13 protein-coding genes are annotated in these 16781 nt (G+C 47.9%); 3 read left to right on the forward strand and 10 right to left on the reverse strand.

All coding sequences use genetic code 11. The annotated features are described in order from the left end of the window. Nucleotides 1–11: 11 nt before the first annotated feature. The 6 genes from GY843_RS09910 to GY843_RS09935 form a co-directional block, all read right to left on the reverse strand. Nucleotides 12–1013 (reverse strand): YCF48-related protein, encoded by a 1002-nt coding sequence (locus GY843_RS09910; RefSeq protein WP_297309072.1) that lies wholly within the window; start codon nucleotides 1011–1013, stop codon nucleotides 12–14. A gap of 15 nt (nucleotides 1014–1028) precedes the next feature. Then, nucleotides 1029–1625 carry a nucleotidyltransferase family protein gene (locus tag GY843_RS09915; RefSeq protein ID WP_297309074.1) on the reverse strand — a complete coding sequence of 199 codons (597 nt, stop codon included), beginning with the start codon at nucleotides 1623–1625 and terminating at the stop codon, nucleotides 1029–1031. Next, on the reverse strand, nucleotides 1622–2626 hold the full coding sequence (gene xdhC / locus GY843_RS09920; protein WP_297309076.1) for a xanthine dehydrogenase accessory protein XdhC: 1005 nt from the start codon (nucleotides 2624–2626) through the stop codon (nucleotides 1622–1624). The genes GY843_RS09915 and xdhC overlap by 4 nt, the downstream gene beginning before the upstream one ends. 79 nt (nucleotides 2627–2705) lie before the next feature. Continuing rightward, nucleotides 2706–5066, reverse strand: a complete 2361-nt coding sequence (locus GY843_RS09925; protein ID WP_297309079.1) for a molybdopterin cofactor-binding domain-containing protein — start codon at nucleotides 5064–5066, stop codon at nucleotides 2706–2708. Then, a complete protein-coding gene (locus GY843_RS09930) occupies nucleotides 5063–5587 on the reverse strand; it encodes a (2Fe-2S)-binding protein (RefSeq protein WP_297309082.1) in 525 nt (174 codons plus the stop codon). The genes GY843_RS09925 and GY843_RS09930 overlap by 4 nt, the downstream gene beginning before the upstream one ends. A 13-nt stretch (nucleotides 5588–5600) precedes the next feature. After that, nucleotides 5601–6485 (reverse strand): FAD binding domain-containing protein, encoded by an 885-nt coding sequence (locus GY843_RS09935; protein ID WP_297309084.1) that lies wholly within the window; start codon nucleotides 6483–6485, stop codon nucleotides 5601–5603. 576 nt (nucleotides 6486–7061) lie between these two features. Here GY843_RS09935 and GY843_RS09940 point away from each other — a divergent pair. Then, the gene (locus tag GY843_RS09940) at nucleotides 7062–8786 is read left to right on the forward strand and encodes a sigma-54-dependent Fis family transcriptional regulator (RefSeq protein WP_297309085.1); all 1725 of its coding nucleotides are present in this window, start codon (nucleotides 7062–7064) and stop codon (nucleotides 8784–8786) included. Nucleotides 8787–8918: 132 nt separating this feature from the next. Here the strand turns inward: GY843_RS09940 and GY843_RS09945 are convergent, their stop codons facing one another. From GY843_RS09945 to GY843_RS09960, 4 genes are all read right to left on the reverse strand, one after another. Further along, entirely contained in the window at nucleotides 8919–9410 is a 492-nt protein-coding gene (locus GY843_RS09945) for a PaaI family thioesterase (protein ID WP_297309087.1), read from the reverse strand. Nucleotides 9411–9530: 120 nt separating this feature from the next. Then, a complete protein-coding gene (locus tag GY843_RS09950) occupies nucleotides 9531–10130 on the reverse strand; it encodes an NAD(P)H-dependent oxidoreductase (protein WP_297309089.1) in 600 nt (199 codons plus the stop codon). 100 nt (nucleotides 10131–10230) lie between these two features. After that, on the reverse strand, nucleotides 10231–11556 hold the full coding sequence (locus GY843_RS09955; RefSeq protein ID WP_297309091.1) for a M20/M25/M40 family metallo-hydrolase: 1326 nt from the start codon (nucleotides 11554–11556) through the stop codon (nucleotides 10231–10233). 42 nt (nucleotides 11557–11598) lie between these two features. Beyond that, a complete protein-coding gene (locus GY843_RS09960) occupies nucleotides 11599–12882 on the reverse strand; it encodes an amidase (protein WP_297309093.1) in 1284 nt (427 codons plus the stop codon). Between the two features lie 360 nt (nucleotides 12883–13242). Here GY843_RS09960 and GY843_RS09965 point away from each other — a divergent pair, with 360 nt between their 5' ends. Both GY843_RS09965 and GY843_RS09970 read left to right on the forward strand, forming a co-directional pair. Next, complete coding sequence (locus GY843_RS09965) at nucleotides 13243–14301, forward strand: YCF48-related protein (protein WP_297309101.1); 1059 nt, start codon at nucleotides 13243–13245, stop codon at nucleotides 14299–14301. A gap of 47 nt (nucleotides 14302–14348) precedes the next feature. Then, complete coding sequence (locus tag GY843_RS09970) at nucleotides 14349–16721, forward strand: efflux RND transporter permease subunit (RefSeq protein ID WP_297309095.1); 2373 nt, start codon at nucleotides 14349–14351, stop codon at nucleotides 16719–16721. The last annotated feature ends 60 nt before the right edge of the window (nucleotides 16722–16781 follow it).

Here is a 16781-nt window from a genome sequence, read left to right on the forward strand (position 1 = left end):
GCTAAGGCCCCTTATTTTTGACTGATTTGTGAGTTTTCACTGGAAGCAATCTCCAGCGTGTAGAGCGAACCAGAACCACCGGCTAGCAGCAGTTTTCCATCACTTAGCTTTTGCGCTCCACGCAGGTAAACCGGTTTGCCCTGTGGTGGTAGTTTCTTCCAGTCCATACCGGTGTATTCAAGGATGGTGCCGTGATCACCGAAAGCGAACAGCTTGGGACCTGCCTGATAGAAACCGTACAGTGGTGATTCGGTTGGTGTAGTTTGTTTAGTCCAACTCAGACCAGCATCATTGGTATAAAGAATCTGGCCGCTAAGGCCTGCTACCCAGCCAGTCTCTTTAGAAGTGAACAGAGCACCCTGGGTGTAGAAATCATTCGGTATATATTCTGGCGTGTTCCAGCTCTGGCCGGCATCATCACTGCGACTTACCAAGCCAAATTCACCCGTAACAATTGCTGTATTGCTATCAAGGAACTGAATTCCAGTAAGCATTGCATCTTCGTTAAGGGTGGTTTCGTTCCAGGATTGGCCCTGGTCTTTGGAATTAAGTACGGTAGAGAAACTACCGACTACCCAAATGCTGTTATCCGGCGCGCAGGTTAGATCAAGCACATCTTCTGGAGTTGGGAGCTGTGATGGGCGCCAGTTAACGCCATTATCGCCACTGAACCAGACTTGTTTATCCATACTCAGAGCAACAAAGCTCTGATCCGGGCAAACCGCTACATCAATCAGACTGTAGCTGGTGTTGGGGGACTGACGGGTCCACTCAATTTTATCAACGGGGCTGGTTAGGACCAGACCGTCATTACCAACAGCGACAATCACATCGTTATTGGCAGTAATATTCTGAAACTGATCAGTTCGACGTACTGATTTAGCTTTTTCCTGTTCAACCCCTTCAAGGTTAAGAGGGGCTTCGCAACCGGTTAATGCAACTCCCAGCATAGAGATAAGGAGGCCGGGTTTAACCGTGAGTGCGATGAGCTTGTTTGTTGTTATAGATGCCATCGTCAACTTCTCTACTTAAAAATTATAATGTTTGTATCTGTGCCACTGTTTCTCGGAATTAAGATTACAAAGGACATTCGATGTAGTGACTGCCACGCGGGCGATCGTACTGTTGTCGAGTAATCTCAGCTGTTTATCCAAGCGGGCTTCTTCCGCGTGAACATCAACACGCTTTAACTTTTTGACTACACAATTACTGAGCAGGAGAGGGTGCCCCCCTTTGCCTGCATAACAGGGTTTGGCCGCCTTATTGCCTTTTAAGGCACTGCGTAGGCGATGTAGGGTTCCCTGTGTTGGAACCGGGTTATCCAGCGGTAATAACAGAGTGTGGCCTGTGTTAAATCCTTTTAGGGCACTGAGTAGGGTGCTAAAAGGGCCGTTTGCTGGTGTTGGGTTATGTTTCTGTAACGCACCGGATGATTTGGCAAGCAGTCGGCGGGAACGGTAACCAGTAGCCAAAACAATTCGCTGATATCCTGCTTTGCGCAGTTGCTGTACCTGATACTCAAGCCAGCTGTAGCGATCGCCATTTGCACTCAGAGAACGTAATCCTTTATGGATACGTCCGCTGCGGCTGGAACGGCCCCCGGCAAGAATCACTGCGGTATTCATGCCGCGGCTCCAGACAGGTTTTGCTGGCGTAGCTGCAGTAGCTCTGCCATACAGCTCACTGCAACAGCCATTGGCTCTTTACCCATATCCGGTAAACCGATTGGCATATGGATGTGGCTATCATCGATACCTTCATCATCCAGGCGATGACGAAACCTAGCAGCTTTGGTTTTGCTACCGATCACACCCAGATAACCCAGATCCCATTCGCTCATCAGTGCCAGTAGCTGGTAATCAAGCTTATGGCTATGGGTCATGATCAGTACGGTTGTATCGTCGTCAGCCTGATCGATCTCTTCTGGTAAAGCGCTGGTACGTACCCTGACATCAGCAGGAAATGCTTCAGGGTCCGCCCACTGTGGTCGACCATCAAACACAGAAACACGGTAATCCAGGGAGCTGGCCAGTGGAGCCAGGCAGCGTGCGATATGACCAGCACCAAAGATCCATAGCTGTGGCGCCTTCTTAGCTTTACGGATCAGGGAGTTATCATCTGCTTCTATTAACTTTTCAGCGTTACCTTTAACCAGTTTTGGTTTCCAGTTAGAAGTGTCACCTAATGACTGCTGCTCAACCGTGAAGCCACCTTGAAGGTTTAGATAACCTTCGGTATCAAACTGATAGATACGTTGGGCATGATCATTCATCAGTGCAGACAGGTTTTTGGGGAGCTGTACTAAATGAGCTTTAACACGGCCTCCGCAACATTGGTCTGAGTGACAACCTAAGCCATGGTCGATCTGCATGGTCGGCGCAGGAGGTAGTTTTCCACTTTCCTGTAGCCTCCACCATGCCATCTGGCCGGCTTGCATCAGCTTCCATTCCAGATTGCCGCCACCAACAGAGCCAACCCAACGGCCGTTGCTGAGTAACTGCATTGAGTCACCGGCACGGGTGGGTGCTGAGCCTTTTACGTCAGTAATAATCGCTTCCATCACCGGGTACGGCTGTTCGCTATCCGGTTGCTGGAAAGGCAACATTTTTTCTGCATTCTGGTTCATAGCGATCTCCTCAGAATTTTGATAACAGTCTCAAAACGAATAAGTAGATAGAGCGGGGGACCACCCCCGCTCGGGTTACTTATGCGAAGTTAAGACCGTTGTCCTTGATCGCTTTCAGCACTTTCTCAGGCGTAATAGGTGCTTCTTTGAACTGGATACCCAGCGCGTTGTACACCGCATTTGCGATAGCACCTACAGGGCTAGTCAGACCTGCTTCACCCACACTCTTCGCGCCATAAGGGCCGTGTGGATCTGGATCTTCTACCAGAATCACCTTCATCTTCGGCATGTCAGATGAGCCATACATCTTGTAGTCAGTGAAACTGCTGTTCAGCGCACGACCATGATCGTCGTAGTAGATCTCTTCTGTAAGAGCCATACCGATGCCTTGCTGAGCCCCGCCTACCATCTGACCTTCGGCCATGGCAGGGTGCAGGGTACGACCGATATCGTGGGTATGAACCAACTCAAGCAGATCGATCTCACCGGTTTCAGTGTCGATTTCAAGCTCTACGAAGCAGGCACCAAATGGTGGTGAGTTATGCTTGGCAAAGTGGCTGGAGAAGCCAAAGATCTGACCAGGCGCACCTTCTGGTTCACCGGTTTCCGGGTCCATATAGTTGTATACGCCCAGACGGCAGATCTCTGCGGTGGTGATGCTGTTCTCTGGGTTGTTCTTGGCAAAGATCGTTTTGCCACCGAACTCCAGATTTGCAACGGAGGTGTCCAGATGTTTGCTGGCACGTTCCATCAACTGACGTTTTGCATCATCACAGGCTTCAAGAATTGAGTTGCCGCCAACGTAGGTGGTACGGCTGGCATGGGAGCCGATATCGAAGCCGTTAGCGTCGGAGTCACCCGTTTTCAGGGTAACTTCGTGCATCTCCAGACCTAACGCTTCAGCTGCAATCTGATGCAGGACAGTATGTGAACCCTGGCCTAGATCGGAACACGCAGTAGAAACTACAGCACTGCCATCTTCATTGAGCATTACAGTGGTTACAGTGTGCTCCAGCAGCATCGGCATCGCACCGGAGGTGTGGTTCATTACAGAAACACCTACACCACGTCGTTTTACACCGGTCTGATTTTTGTTGGCAGCTACTTTCTTATCCCATTCGATCGCTTCAGCACCTTGCTTCAGGCATTCGGTAAGCTGACAGGAAGGGTATTTAACGCCGAAACACCAGCCGTCATCACCAACACCTTTGTGCCAGTCAAGACGCCACTGTACCGGGTCGATATCCAATTGCTTCAGAGCGCGGTCGATCAACTGCTCCAGCACAAAGTTAGTCTGTGGGTTACCGTAACCACGGTAAGCACCCGCAGGAGCCTGGTTGGAGAAGTAAGATTCACCCTGATAACCCAGCGCGCCAAACTTATACATACCACTTAACCAGGCACCGGTTGTGAACGGTACGCCGGAAGCGTGAGTGAAGTAAGCACCGGTATTGGCTTTAAAGCGGGCCTGACAAGCGACAGGGGTACCATCTTTTTTGAAGCCGATTCGCATCCAGTAGTCACCTGCATGGCGACTTTCAGAGATGATCCAGTCCTCTTCACGCAGAGTCTGAACTTTCACTGGGCGACCGGGAACAGCTAACGCCATAGCGCAGGTTTCTGGCTCGGAGATAATCCCGAGACGGGCACCGAAACCACCACCAATCGTGGTGCTATGAATTTTGACCATCGACATTGGCATATCAAACAGTCGTGCAATTTTCTGGTGAGTGATCTTAGGCATCTGACCACTGCTCCAGCAGTTCAGACGACCGCGGCCATCAACCTGAGCAATGTAAGCGTGCGGTTCCATCTGGCACTGCTTCTGCTTGTTAACATAGAAGTCATCTTCTACGATCAGGTCTGCTTCTTTCATTGCTTCTTCAGCATCACCCCAGCCGTAGCTGTTACCTGGGAACATCGCGTCAGGTAACTGGAAAGCCATGTTGTTAGCTTTTTCAGGATGCAGCTGCATAGTCCCTGGTTTTTCTGCTTCGCTCGGTGTCATGAACACTTGCAGTGGTTCGTACTCGACAATCACCTTTGCAGCGGCACGTTCGGCTATCTCCTCGGAGGTAGCTATTACGCCGCAGATAGCATCGCCCTGATGACGAACATGACGGGTGAAGATGGTCTGGTCTTTCAGATCGCCCAGAAGATGTCCCACCTTGTCCGACACCATCTCGTCGCAGGCTCCGGTGTTGTACGTGTTCTGAGTCACGTCTTCCGGTCCCAGAATCTTCACAACACCCGGTACTTTTAGCGCTTCGCTGAAGTCCAGATTGGTTACTCGGGCGTGGGCATAATCCATACAGCGGACGATCTTGCCATACAGCATGCCCTGCATCTTTAGGTCTGCCGCATAGATCGGCTGGCCTGTCACTTTTTCGTAAGCATCAACTTTAGGTACGTTTTTACCGATAACAGAAAACTGGCTCATGAGTTTGCCCCCGCTTTTAATTCAACTGCGTTGTTCCACTGTGCATCAGATTCAGGAAAGCTCTGTGCAGCTTGCTGAACGGCTTTAACAATGCTGTCGTAACCAGTACAGCGGCAGATGTTGCCTTCCAGCTCTTTGCGGATCTCTTCTTCAGTTGGGTTCGGGTTTTGGCGTAACAGGCTAGTGCTTTTAACCACCATGCCTGGGGTGCAGTAACCACATTGCACAGCTGTCTGATCGATAAAGGCTTGCTGTACGGCATTCAGACCGTTTTCAGCTAAGCCAGCTGCAGTTGTGATCGAGCGACCGTTTAAAGTCGATGCCAGAGCCATGCAGGAGCAAAGGCTCTCTTTGTCATCAATAATAACGGAGCAGGCACCACATTCGCCTGTACCGCAGCCGTATTTAGTGTCGGTAAAACCGAGCTGTTCACGCAGAGTGTCAAGCAGGGTCTGATGTACAGGAACGGTGATGTTCAGGGTGATACCGTTCACTGTTAATTCAATAGCGCGTTCTTTCATGTCGGTGATCCCCTTACTTAGCTACAGTGCTGGCTGCCGCGGCAGCTTGCTCAATCAAACGTTTAATGACGACACCGGATACCATCAGGCGGTATTCAGCAGTGGAACGTTTGTCATCGATTGGGGAGATCTCGGTCGGCACTATGTCTGCAACGTGTGCTAGCAGGTCATCAGTGATCTCTTCACCTTGTAGCAGTTGCTCTGTTTTAGGCAGACGTAGGGTAGTTGGGCCAACACAACCCATTGCGATACGTGCGGAACGGCAGATATTACCGTCCATATCCAGGCGTACCGAACCGTTAAGCTTGGCTAAGTCTTCGTTAACACGAGTCATGCGGCGGAAGGCAGAGCCTGTAGCAGCTTGTGGAGCATCAACGATGATCTCAACGGCCATCTCATCAGCACGACGTGCGTTCTGGTTGTAACCGGTCCAGAAATCTTCGATTGGAACTTCACGGGTACCTTCAGCACTTTGCAATACGACACGTGCGCCTAGCGCCATCAAAGCACAGCTACAGTCACCGGCTGGGGAACCACGCAGCACATTACCGGCAACGGTTGCTGCAGTTCTGATTTGTGGGGTAGCAAAAACATCAGCGGCTTGCAGTAATGCTGGATAGTGTTGTTTTACCGCATCGTTCTGTAACAACTGAGAAACAGTCGCTTTAGCACCAATGTGTAATCCGCTTTCAGAATCAAAGTCTATGTAATCCAGTCCGCTAAGTTCTGAGATGGAGATCAGAATTTCAGATTCGAAATTCATCTTCATGGCCACAACCAGATCAGTACCGCCAGCAATAACTGCTGCACGATCCTTGTAGTGGGCCAGTAGGTTTACCGTCTCTGCAATGGTGTTCGGCACCAGCAGATCAAAATTCGGCAAAATACGACTACTCATAGATCAACCTACCTTACTTTTTATTGTGTTTATTACAGGTAAAAAAATTGATTAAACCGGTTGCTGCTTTTAGTTACTTAACCCCTCAGTTGGGTGACTAAATTGCTGCTCTAATTACTGGGCTAGGTATGTGTTATCTGGGTATACCAAACCGTAATTACCGATTTTCTCGTGATTAGCTATAGGGCAAGCCGAGTGCCAAATTTGAAAAGTATTTTAATTTCAATGAGATAGGCGTTTTGTATGGTGAGGTCAAAGTGATTTGTTACTAAATGATCACTTTTGAGGATTTGGGAAAAGTTATTATTTAATTACCCTTAAAATTTCAATTGATAATTATTAATTTCCGTAATAGGGTGGTGTACATAATTGGGCTCTAATAAAGAATCTGACGATGAAAATTAGAGCTTTTTGGGGAGCTAATAGACAGATTTTAGGCTCCTAAAGAGTTCATTTAGGAACTCGGGTAATAAATATAAGAATAACCCTAAGGTATCTATATAAGGATTGAACTGTGTGCCTCCACAAGTGCATTCAGGGCTTTTATAGGTTCCTTAAAGTGAGGCGATAGTTACTATGTCGATGTCCCAGGCACTTAATAATAACAAGCCATGGTCTGACTACAGTGATCTGATCGAAAGGATTCAATTTGACCGGGAATCTGGTCATATCTGGCTAGATGAAAGTCAGATGCTGTTGCTGGATGCAACTGTTTTCAGTGATATGCGTAAGGTAATGGTTGAAACATTGGGTATGAACGGTGCGCGTTCAGTACTCAGTCGAATCGGTTATCTGGGTGGGTATAAACTCTGCGATCTGTCGCGGAAAATGCATCCCGATAAGCCCGACTCCGAGGCATTTGTCATCGGTCCTCAGCTCACCATGATTACCGGCATGGCTGCCGTGAATCTGCTCAAGCTGGATATGGATATAGAAGCAGGCACCTTCTACGGTGAGTTTGAGATCCTTTCCAGTTACGAATCTGACTCCTTTATCAAAGAGTTTGGTCACAGTGATGATCCGGTTTGTTGGCATCTGGTTGGTTTTGCCAGCGGATACAGTTCCCGTTTTATGGGTAAAGAGATCATTTACCGGGAAGTCGAATGTCGTGCAACTCATGATGACCACCGTTGCGTCATTATCGGTAAACCTGCTGAAGAGTGGGACGATTACCAGAGTGATGCCGAGTACTTCGGGCCGCTAAATATCCGTGAAGAGATGCTGGACCTGCAGGACCGTATTGCGGGCTTAAAACAGCGTATCAACGAAACTGATACAGACTCTGCCAGTAACTGCGGTACTGTAGGTTGTTCTGAGCGCTTTAAGCACGCTTGGCAGATGATGGAGAAAGCAGCCGAGAGTCAGGTCACTGTTCTGATCTTGGGTGAAACCGGTGTGGGTAAAGAGATGTTTGCCCGCGGCCTCCATCGATGCAGTGACCGTTCAGATAAACCGTTTGTTGCGATTAACTGTGCGGCTATTCCCAGTACACTGATTGAAGCAGAACTGTTTGGTGTAGAAGCAGAAGCCTACACCGGGGCTAACAATTCGAGGCCTGGACATTTTGAACGTGCCGATGGTGGAACCCTGTTCCTTGACGAAGTCGGTGAGCTTTCTCTGGAAGCACAGTCTTCTTTGTTACGTGTGCTGCAGGAATCCGAAGTGGTTCGTGTTGGTGGTGCTGAAGTCCGAAAAATAGATACTCGTCTTGTTGCAGCCACCAATGAAGATCTAGAAAAAGCGGTAGCAGAAGGGCGTTTCCGTGCTGATCTGTATTACCGTCTAAATATCTATCCGGTGACCATTCCTCCACTGCGTGAGAGGGTGGAAGATATCCCGCTACTCGCAGATCATTTCCTGACGAAATACAGCGCTCAGTATGGCAAGCGTGTGAAAGGTATTTCAGATAAGGCGATGCTGATGCTTAACTATCATCAATGGCCGGGGAATGTGCGCGAACTGGAAAATATGATCGAGCGAGGTGTTATCTTAGTTGATAACGGTGCTTCAATTAGTGTTCCTCACCTATTCGCCAGCTCTGATGTACCTCCTGCCGCCGCCGCACGAGAGAAAAACCGTGAGAGGCAGCAAAAAATTGCTCGTAGTATCAGTAGTGAGGATTGGGCTAATGACCTGGTCGAATCCGGTATTGGTATGGAAGAGATCGAGACTACGCTGATCAATAAAGCGATGACCAAGGCTAATGGTAATGTTGCGCGAGCCGCTAGGCTGTTGGGCTTATCTCGCCCTGCTTTAGCTTATCGGCTTAAGCGTGGCAGTGGCGGGGGAGAGGCTGATTAGGCTCAAATCTTTTTCGTCCCCTGACTTTAAGTTGCTCTTTAAGCAGTTCTTTAGACAGATCAGTGTAAAGAACTGCTTAAAGTCAGGGTCAGTTCGGAATCAGTTTTAATTATGCCTAGTTTCTTGCTGGCATTAATTTTTAGAAGTCTGCGAAGCAATAACTTTTTCTAGATGTTGAGCAATACCCTCTGTCTGCTTTCGAGCAACTCTAAAATCTGCCGTTGCTTTCATTATCTCGTTTCTATCTGAATCTTTTACCAACACAACACCTTTAAGATCCCGTTCTACAAAGCTATTAATTTCTGCGGTTGCAGTGATATTTCCATGTGTCATTGCGCGTAAAAATTTAACATCAAGGCCGATAGTGCCAAAGTGTGTTCCCTCTGGAAGAAGGCTCTTTACCGCCATTGCTAAAGCTGTATCAGCAAGCGCTACGATTGCGCCTCCATGCATGATTCCTGCGCCTTGAGAAAATTCATAGAGGAACGGCATGCTAAGGATCGCTTTTCCGTCAGACGCTTGCGTTATCTCCATATTTAACAACTCTTCAAATGGAGCTGCTTGAATCCAATTATCAAGTTTTACTTTGTGTGGACCTGTATTTCGGTTCTGGTTCGACGGCATGTTTTGATTCCTAACTGTAATTCGTTGTTTAAATGATAGTGCTGTGTAATAGGGGATGTCATAGCTTAGAGCGTATTCAGCTTTTACGCCTTTTGCACGCCTCTTTCACCCCTCTAATTTTCAGCCTCTTAATTTACCAACCTCTTTGTCTAGGTGTGCAGCCAGACGTTCGAAATCCTGCTCAATTTCTGGATTTTTCTTCACGTCATAGCAGGTAAAGGTGTCCAGAGGTTTCATTCCACAGAACTGGAATGTAAGGTGAACAGGCCAGAACAGATCATCGACGCTTCTACCCGAAAAAAAGGGTTCTTGCGGATCGTTAAATGCTTCCTCTGGCGCGTTAAAGGTTAGGGAAAGCAAGTATTTTTTATCGGTTAATACACCGCCGGTACCGTAGCCTGTTTTGGGATCGGATTCATGGCGGCCATCGCCATCGCACATGATTCCCGTTACGCCTTCCATAAAGACTTCATCAATGTATTTTTTGAATAGCCAGGGTACGCTCATCCAGTAGACAGGTGTTTGCACAATGATTAAGTCAGCCCAGAGGAAATGCGCTAACTGTTGCTTCACTTCGTAACCTTGATCGACTATACAGGTACGCACTTCATAATGTGATGAGTTAAAGAAGTCTTTAAATTGGTTAACTAAGGCTTGGTTTAATTCTCCTTCGGAGTATGGGTGGTATTGGTGAGCATTGATGATAAATATCTTTTTCATGATGAGTCCGCTAAGTAGGAACGCTGATAAAAAGGCCATCCATATGGATGGCCTTGATATGTTGCTGAAGGGAATCGCTTGAGAGGTTAGCTTTAAGTTATTACCCCAGGTTCACCTCTTCACGGGTGCGGGTCATACTATCAATGATGGAATAGATGATGTTTTCACAAGGCTTGATCAGGTCTTCGATATTACTTACGCCCATTCCCCCCAGGCCACTGCTGAACTCTTCCGGTACAGCAGCATCTCCAATCCATGGGTAACCAACACGCACTAGAGGAATTCCTAGTTTATTAATAATTGCGGCGTCGGTTTGTCCGCTTAGCATAGGTGCTTTAGGGTACTCTTTACCCTCCTGGTTCTCCCATGCAGCGCGCGCTGATTGTACAATCCAATGTTCTTTAGGTGTAAATGAACCAGGGCAGGAGCCATACATCTCCCAATCCGCTTCAATTTCAGGATTGCGTTCCAGAATTTCACGCATTGCTGTATCAAACTGATGTTTCACATCTGCCGTAGTTTGGTAAGGGTTGCAACGCATATCGATAAACAACTCTGTAGATGCAGATGGAAAAGCAGGGCGGTTAGGCCAGCCGGAATTGATACCGGCAATCCATCCTTCTGGAGCAATTTGTTCAGAGGTGTTGTTAACTGTGAATTGTGGCAACCACTCTTCCAGTTCCTGAATCAGGGTAGCGGCTGGCACGATGGAACTGCGGAAACCTGGAGTACCACGTGGAATACCAGAGTAGCCCAGATCCCCTTTAACGCGTACCTTAAACCAGCACATGCCAGGGTGTTCATGATAAACCTCATACCAAGGCTTGAGGATAATACCGAAATCAGCGGTTACGCCGTGGGTAAGCATAAAGCTAACCCCGGTCGACATACCGTAGTTGCCACGCTCTGGCACCATGGAGGGCATGCCTCCGCCGGCGAATGCCAATACAAGATTACCTTTTAAAGGAACTCCCGCATCGATCACAGCATTAACCGCTTCTGTCAGCGTGGCAACCATCGCTTTAGGGTTAGATGCCCCCAGGCCAATGACTAGATCGTCACGAAGAATGCCTTCTGGTTTCATATCGTCACGAAGCTTATCACCAACCATGGGTACATCTTCGTCAGAGCCTTCCAGATGGGTATCAATTGGCGCGTAGAGCAGCATTGTTGCGCCTTCACCACTGCCCTGAAGTTCGCCAATCGCATTGCCGCTGATCTCATTCACTTCCTGATAACGTGATTTAAGACCGATCTTTTGCATATGTTCGGTCATAAATTCACTGGCTTCTTTTTCAGCCCCTGTAGGGCTGTGAATATTAACCAGATCAAGGTTTAGCTTGCGTAGGCGCTCTTTCTGGATGCTGGCGCAGGCGCTCTTAAACCACTGTTCACGTTCGCCGGTTAATTTATGCTGTTCATTCATGATTTGTTCCCGCTTGTTATTTTTTCTATTTGGGTTGTCTGTTTATTGCGCTAGCGTTTTGCTCTGTAGCTTGTCTGCAAAATCGATCAGGGCATGGTCGCCACCAAAGGGGGCGATCAACTGAATACCCATAGGCAGATCATTACTGCCTTTGCTGATCGGATAGGTGATGCAGGGCACGCCGAGGAAGGTCCAGATGCGATTAAAGACCGGATCTCCAGTCGCATGGGTACCTTGAGGTGCTTCGCCAGGGGTGGCTGGTGTTACGAAGTAATCGTATTGCTGGAAAAGCTGCTGCAATTTGTATTGGCAACGGGCAAGGAGATTACGACACTGCGCTTCGCGCTCAGGGGTGACTTGCTTGCCATGTTCGATCAACTCAAGGATATGGGTGCTCATCCATGAACGATGTTCGGTAACCTCTTTATTCAAACAGCGCACCGCTTCGCTGGCCATAATGTCGAATTGAGCATCGGCAAGAGCGGCAAAGTCAGGGCCTAATTCATACTCAATAGCATCGAATCCTGCCTGTTTAATCTTTTCTGCATAGTCGATAAAAGCATTCTGCATCTCTTCTGACGCTTCAGACCAGAATGGGGTACGGCAGATCGCAATCTTAGGTTTCTCTACACAGTTATTGATCTCCAGATGTGGAGCCAATGCTGTGAGCAGTAATCTTTGATCACCAACCGTTCTGGAAAAGGTTCCTAATGTATCCAAGGAGGGGGCAAGTGATTTGGTTCCACTATAGGGCAGAGTGCCAATAGAGGGCTTGAGGGCGACGATGCCATTAAAGCTGCCTGGTCGGATCATAGAACCAACGGTTTGAGTGCCAATGGCAAAGGGCACTTGATAATCGGCAACCGCAGCAGCAGATCCGCTGGATGATCCCCCAGGGGTATGCTCAACATTATGTGGATTACAGGTAGGCCCAGGTGAGTAATAGGCAAATTCTGTGGTAACGGTTTTACCCAGTACAACTGCGCCTACCTTTTGGAGCAGTTGAACGATTGCTGCATCTTGCTGTGGTTGATGCTCCTTATATATAGAAGAACCATAACTGGTTGGTAGGTCTGCAGTATCAATTAGATCCTTAACCGCAACAGGAACGCCATGAAGGGGAGATAAGCGGTAGCCTAACTGATCACGCTCGCGAGCCTGCTCTAATGCTTTTTCATGATCAACCGACGTCCATGCCTTAATGCTGTTATCCCTTTCCTGAATTCTCTCCAGACAGTCCGATACCAACTCTTCTGAGCTTAATCTACCGGAGGCCATTGCAATGACAGATTCAGCGACTGTTAGTTTGTTATTGTTTTTTGTCATATTGAATTTCAATTGAAAATTTATCTTTGTTCTTTACTTATTAATTAATAATTATGAGGTTGTCAATTAACTTATATTTTTTGTTGTTCCTCTGGTTGTTCATACTCGAGGTGCTTAGATGATAAAAGTCTAATTTAAACAAAGGGTTGAATAGGTAGTTAGCCTGTTAACTATTGAAATAAGAAGGAAATCGGCGTTTTGCTCCTCTCATAATTATTAATTAAAGGGTTGACATAGATTTATCTGAATGGATACTAAATAGAAATTCTATTGAAATTCAATCTATGGTTTCTTTCCTAGATCTCGATAGTCTTTAAACCTAATTACAAGAACAAAAAAGGTAGTAATACAGTGAGTGCGATGAATCAGCTTATGCGCTGGGGTGTTGGTATTACCCCGTGGATGGTGATTGCAGGACTTCTCTATGTGGGCTTATTCGTTAAGCCTGAGCCGGTTGGAAGTACCGTTATTCCAACGGCAATAGAAAATCGAGACCGGTTCTATGGCATGGTCGCTATTGACTCAACGCTTTGGGCGGTGGGTGCCAATGGCAAAATCGTCCGCAGTGATGATGCGGGTAAAACCTGGGCGGTACAAAACGTACCTGTGAAAGCTCATCTTCAGGATATTTCCGCCTGGGATGAGAACAATGCGGTGGTTGTTGGTAATAATGGTGTTGCGCTATATACGCGCGATGGCGGTGTTACCTGGCAGCAAGCAGAAGCGCCAGTTAATGATGTTGTTAACAAGTTACTGGACGTTAAAGTCTACGACGAGGGTGAGGCGTGGGCTGTAGGTGCTTTTGGCACAATTCTGCGGAGCAATGATTACGGACAAACCTGGTCTTACGCCCGTGAGACCGAAGATTTCATTCTCAATGAGATCACTAAACGTGCCGATGGTGGCCTGGTTGCTGTGGGTGAGTTTGGTTCCATTCTTATTTCTGATCAAGGCAGTAACTGGCAGATGGTTACTGCACCTGTCGAATCAAGCCTGATGGCGATCGATTTTCAAGACGCAACTACGGGTATTGCAGCGGGACTCGAAGGTGTTCTGTTGAAAACTACTGATGGTGGCTTCAATTGGAGCCGAGTTGGTAATGCTCTGGCATTCCCAAAAGTAGAAGCAGACCCGGGTGTTGGTGTGGCACTTGATGGTGGTTGGAGAGATGTCACTACCGAGCACATTTTTTCAGTTTTCTGGCATCAGGACCTACAGCGCTGGTATGGCGTAGGTACGAAAGGGCTTTGGCTAGAAGCTGAGCCAGAAGCGCAGATATGGAAAACCGGTCGTCTCGCACCTAAGGATCTGGCTTGGCATACCTCCATTGCTCAAGTTGATGACGGTGTTGTCTTGGCGGGCAAAAACCTAGGGCGCTGGTCTGCAGGGCATCAGTGGCACGTCTTTCAGGGGCGCTAATCAGCGTTAACCAAACAGAATAAGAACAAGAATTCAGGATAGAGCTAATGAGCAGAAATATAGCTAGCTGGCTTATTCGTTTCCGTGTTGCTGTGGTAAGTGTTATTGCGCTTATCACATTGGCACTGAGTTACTCCGCTGTCAGTATTGAAGTTAAAACCGTATTCCAGGATCTACTGCCAAGTGATCATGAATACGTTAAGACGCACAATAAATTTAAAGACACCTTTGGTGGCTCAAACCTGGTTACTATCATGGTTGAGTCGGAAGAGGGTGATATTTTCCAACCGCATGTTCTGCAGTCAGTTGATCAGATCACGCGTGAATTGCAGAAAGTATCTGCAGTAAACCCTTTCCAGATTATCTCTCTGGCATCCAAGAAGCTTAAAGAGGTTAAGGCATCAACTTCTGGTATCGAAACTAAACCACTGATGTGGCCAGACCTGCCTGAAACACAGGCTGATCTGGATGAGTTGCGCGAGAAAGTGCTGCGTAACTCTCTGGTTTATGGTCCTTACGTATCCTCAGACCTTACGTCGACCCTGATTACTGTCGACTTTATTGACCGTCTGCTGGATTACGAAACAGCATTTACTGAGATCTCTACTCTGGTGGATTCTATCGATGTGCCTGGTGTGAAGGTGCGTGTGGTAGGTGATCCAATGCTGTACGGCTGGGTTAACTTTTATCTACCGGAAACACTGAATCTGGTGCTGATGGCCGGTTTGATTCTGGTTGCGATGCTGTTTGTTATCAACCGTACATGGCGCGGTACTATCCTGCCAATCATCTCTGGTTTTGTCAGTGCAATCTGGGCGTTGGGTATCTCTAATCTGATTGGTATCCACTTTGATCCATTGGTTATCGTAATCGCTATGTTGATAACCGCCCGAGCCGTATCACACTCGGTGCAGATCATCACCCGGTTTAACGAGGAGGTGGAGAAGATTGAGTCCGGTAAGGAGTCGGTCGGCTTTGCTGCCCACTCAACGCTGTCTGAACTGATCCGTCCGGGAATTCTGGGTATCGCAACCGATGCTTGTTGTGTGGCGGTTGTAGCACTTAGTCCTATTCCTCTATTGCAAAAGCTAGCTTTGCTGGCGGTTGTATGGGTATCGACTGTAGCGATTAGCTCAATCGTGCTTACTCCGGTATTGCTCTCTTGGATTAAGCATCCAAAAGGCTACGCACATCCGATCAATATCAGCTGGTTGATTCATCGTTTACTGGATCTGTGCCATTACGTATCGGTTTCTAAAATCCGTTTTTTTATGGCGGGCTGGACCCTGTTTGTCTTCCTGGTGTGTGGCTATTTTGCACTGGGCTTGAAGATAGGGGATGCCAACCCCGGATCGCCGATACTTTGGCCGGAATCACAATACAACCAGGATTCTGCCGCCATCAACAGCAAGTTCCAGGGTGCCGACCGCATGTTTATCGTGGTCGGTGATGACAAGCCTGATCTGGCGAAAACACCTGAAGTTCTACAGAGCTTGCAACAGTTCCAACGTTTTATCGAAGTGCAGCCGGAAGTAGGCGGTACGCTATCGATCAGTGACGTTTTGCCATCGGTAAACCGTACGCTGCGTGAAGGTAACCCGCGTTACGAAGAGCTGGGAGCTGATCAGGATATCAACGGTGAGTTGCTGTACATGTTTGAAGCTGGTGCAGAACCGGGTGATATGGATCGCTATGTTGATACTGATCGCGGTAACGCTTCAGTAACCCTGTTCTTCCGTGACCGTCAGGGCGAAACCATTCGTACTGCAGTCGCTCGTATTAAAGAATTCATTGACGAAAACCCATTACAGGTGGGCGAATTCCAACTGGCTGGTGGCCTGATTGGTGTTATCGCAGCTGTAAATGAGGTGATTCTATCAGGGCAGTTGCAGTCGATCGCATTGGCGCTGCTGATTCTGGTGGTTCTATGTACCGTCGTGTACCGCTCATCCATGGCAGGGATGTTCTTTATGGTGCCGGTGGTTCTATCAAATACCGTGACGTTCAGCTTTATGTCCTATATGGGCATCGGCATGAACATCAACACGGTACCGGTGGCCGCTCTGGGCATCGGACTGGGGGTGGACTATGCCCTGTATATCGTAGATCGGATCAAGCAGGAGTTGCAGAACGGTCTCGATGACAGAAGCGCAATTGAACGGGCGCTGCATAGCGCAGGTAAAGGTGTAGTAATCACTGCATTCGTTCTGATTGTTTCAGTCCTGTTGGTGTATCAAAGCTCGCTTAAATTCCAGGCAGAGATGGGCATGCTGGTGGCCTTGTGGTTAACCGTATCCGCCTTTACTGCTCTGTTTGTAATGCCTGCGCTGGTCTACATCTTCAAGCCCGCATTCATCTATGGGAGCGCTAAAACAAGTGCGCCTGTTTCTAGGAAGATCGCTGAGGTGGTAAATGACTAATAAGAAAAATTACAGTTCATTATCAATCGCTATTGCTTTAGCCATGGGGGGGATAATCCC

Origin of the sequence: Neptuniibacter sp. (assembly GCF_024231755.1) — a bacterium.
Taxonomy (GTDB): domain Bacteria; phylum Pseudomonadota; class Gammaproteobacteria; order Pseudomonadales; family Balneatricaceae; genus Neptuniibacter.

Coding starts and splice junctions, on each gene's coding strand:
- GY843_RS09910 (WP_297309072.1), bottom strand. CDS start 1,013: ATGGCATCTATAACAACAAACAAGCTCATCGCACTCACGGTTAAACCC.
- GY843_RS09915 (WP_297309074.1), bottom strand. CDS start 1,625: ATGAATACCGCAGTGATTCTTGCCGGGGGCCGTTCCAGCCGCAGCGGA.
- xdhC (WP_297309076.1), bottom strand. CDS start 2,626: ATGAACCAGAATGCAGAAAAAATGTTGCCTTTCCAGCAACCGGATAGC.
- GY843_RS09925 (WP_297309079.1), bottom strand. CDS start 5,066: ATGAGCCAGTTTTCTGTTATCGGTAAAAACGTACCTAAAGTTGATGCT.
- GY843_RS09930 (WP_297309082.1), bottom strand. CDS start 5,587: ATGAAAGAACGCGCTATTGAATTAACAGTGAACGGTATCACCCTGAAC.
- GY843_RS09935 (WP_297309084.1), bottom strand. CDS start 6,485: ATGAGTAGTCGTATTTTGCCGAATTTTGATCTGCTGGTGCCGAACACC.
- GY843_RS09940 (WP_297309085.1), top strand. CDS start 7,062: ATGTCGATGTCCCAGGCACTTAATAATAACAAGCCATGGTCTGACTAC.
- GY843_RS09945 (WP_297309087.1), bottom strand. CDS start 9,410: ATGCCGTCGAACCAGAACCGAAATACAGGTCCACACAAAGTAAAACTT.
- GY843_RS09950 (WP_297309089.1), bottom strand. CDS start 10,130: ATGAAAAAGATATTTATCATCAATGCTCACCAATACCACCCATACTCC.
- GY843_RS09955 (WP_297309091.1), bottom strand. CDS start 11,556: ATGAATGAACAGCATAAATTAACCGGCGAACGTGAACAGTGGTTTAAG.
- GY843_RS09960 (WP_297309093.1), bottom strand. CDS start 12,882: ATGACAAAAAACAATAACAAACTAACAGTCGCTGAATCTGTCATTGCA.
- GY843_RS09965 (WP_297309101.1), top strand. CDS start 13,243: ATGAATCAGCTTATGCGCTGGGGTGTTGGTATTACCCCGTGGATGGTG.
- GY843_RS09970 (WP_297309095.1), top strand. CDS start 14,349: ATGAGCAGAAATATAGCTAGCTGGCTTATTCGTTTCCGTGTTGCTGTG.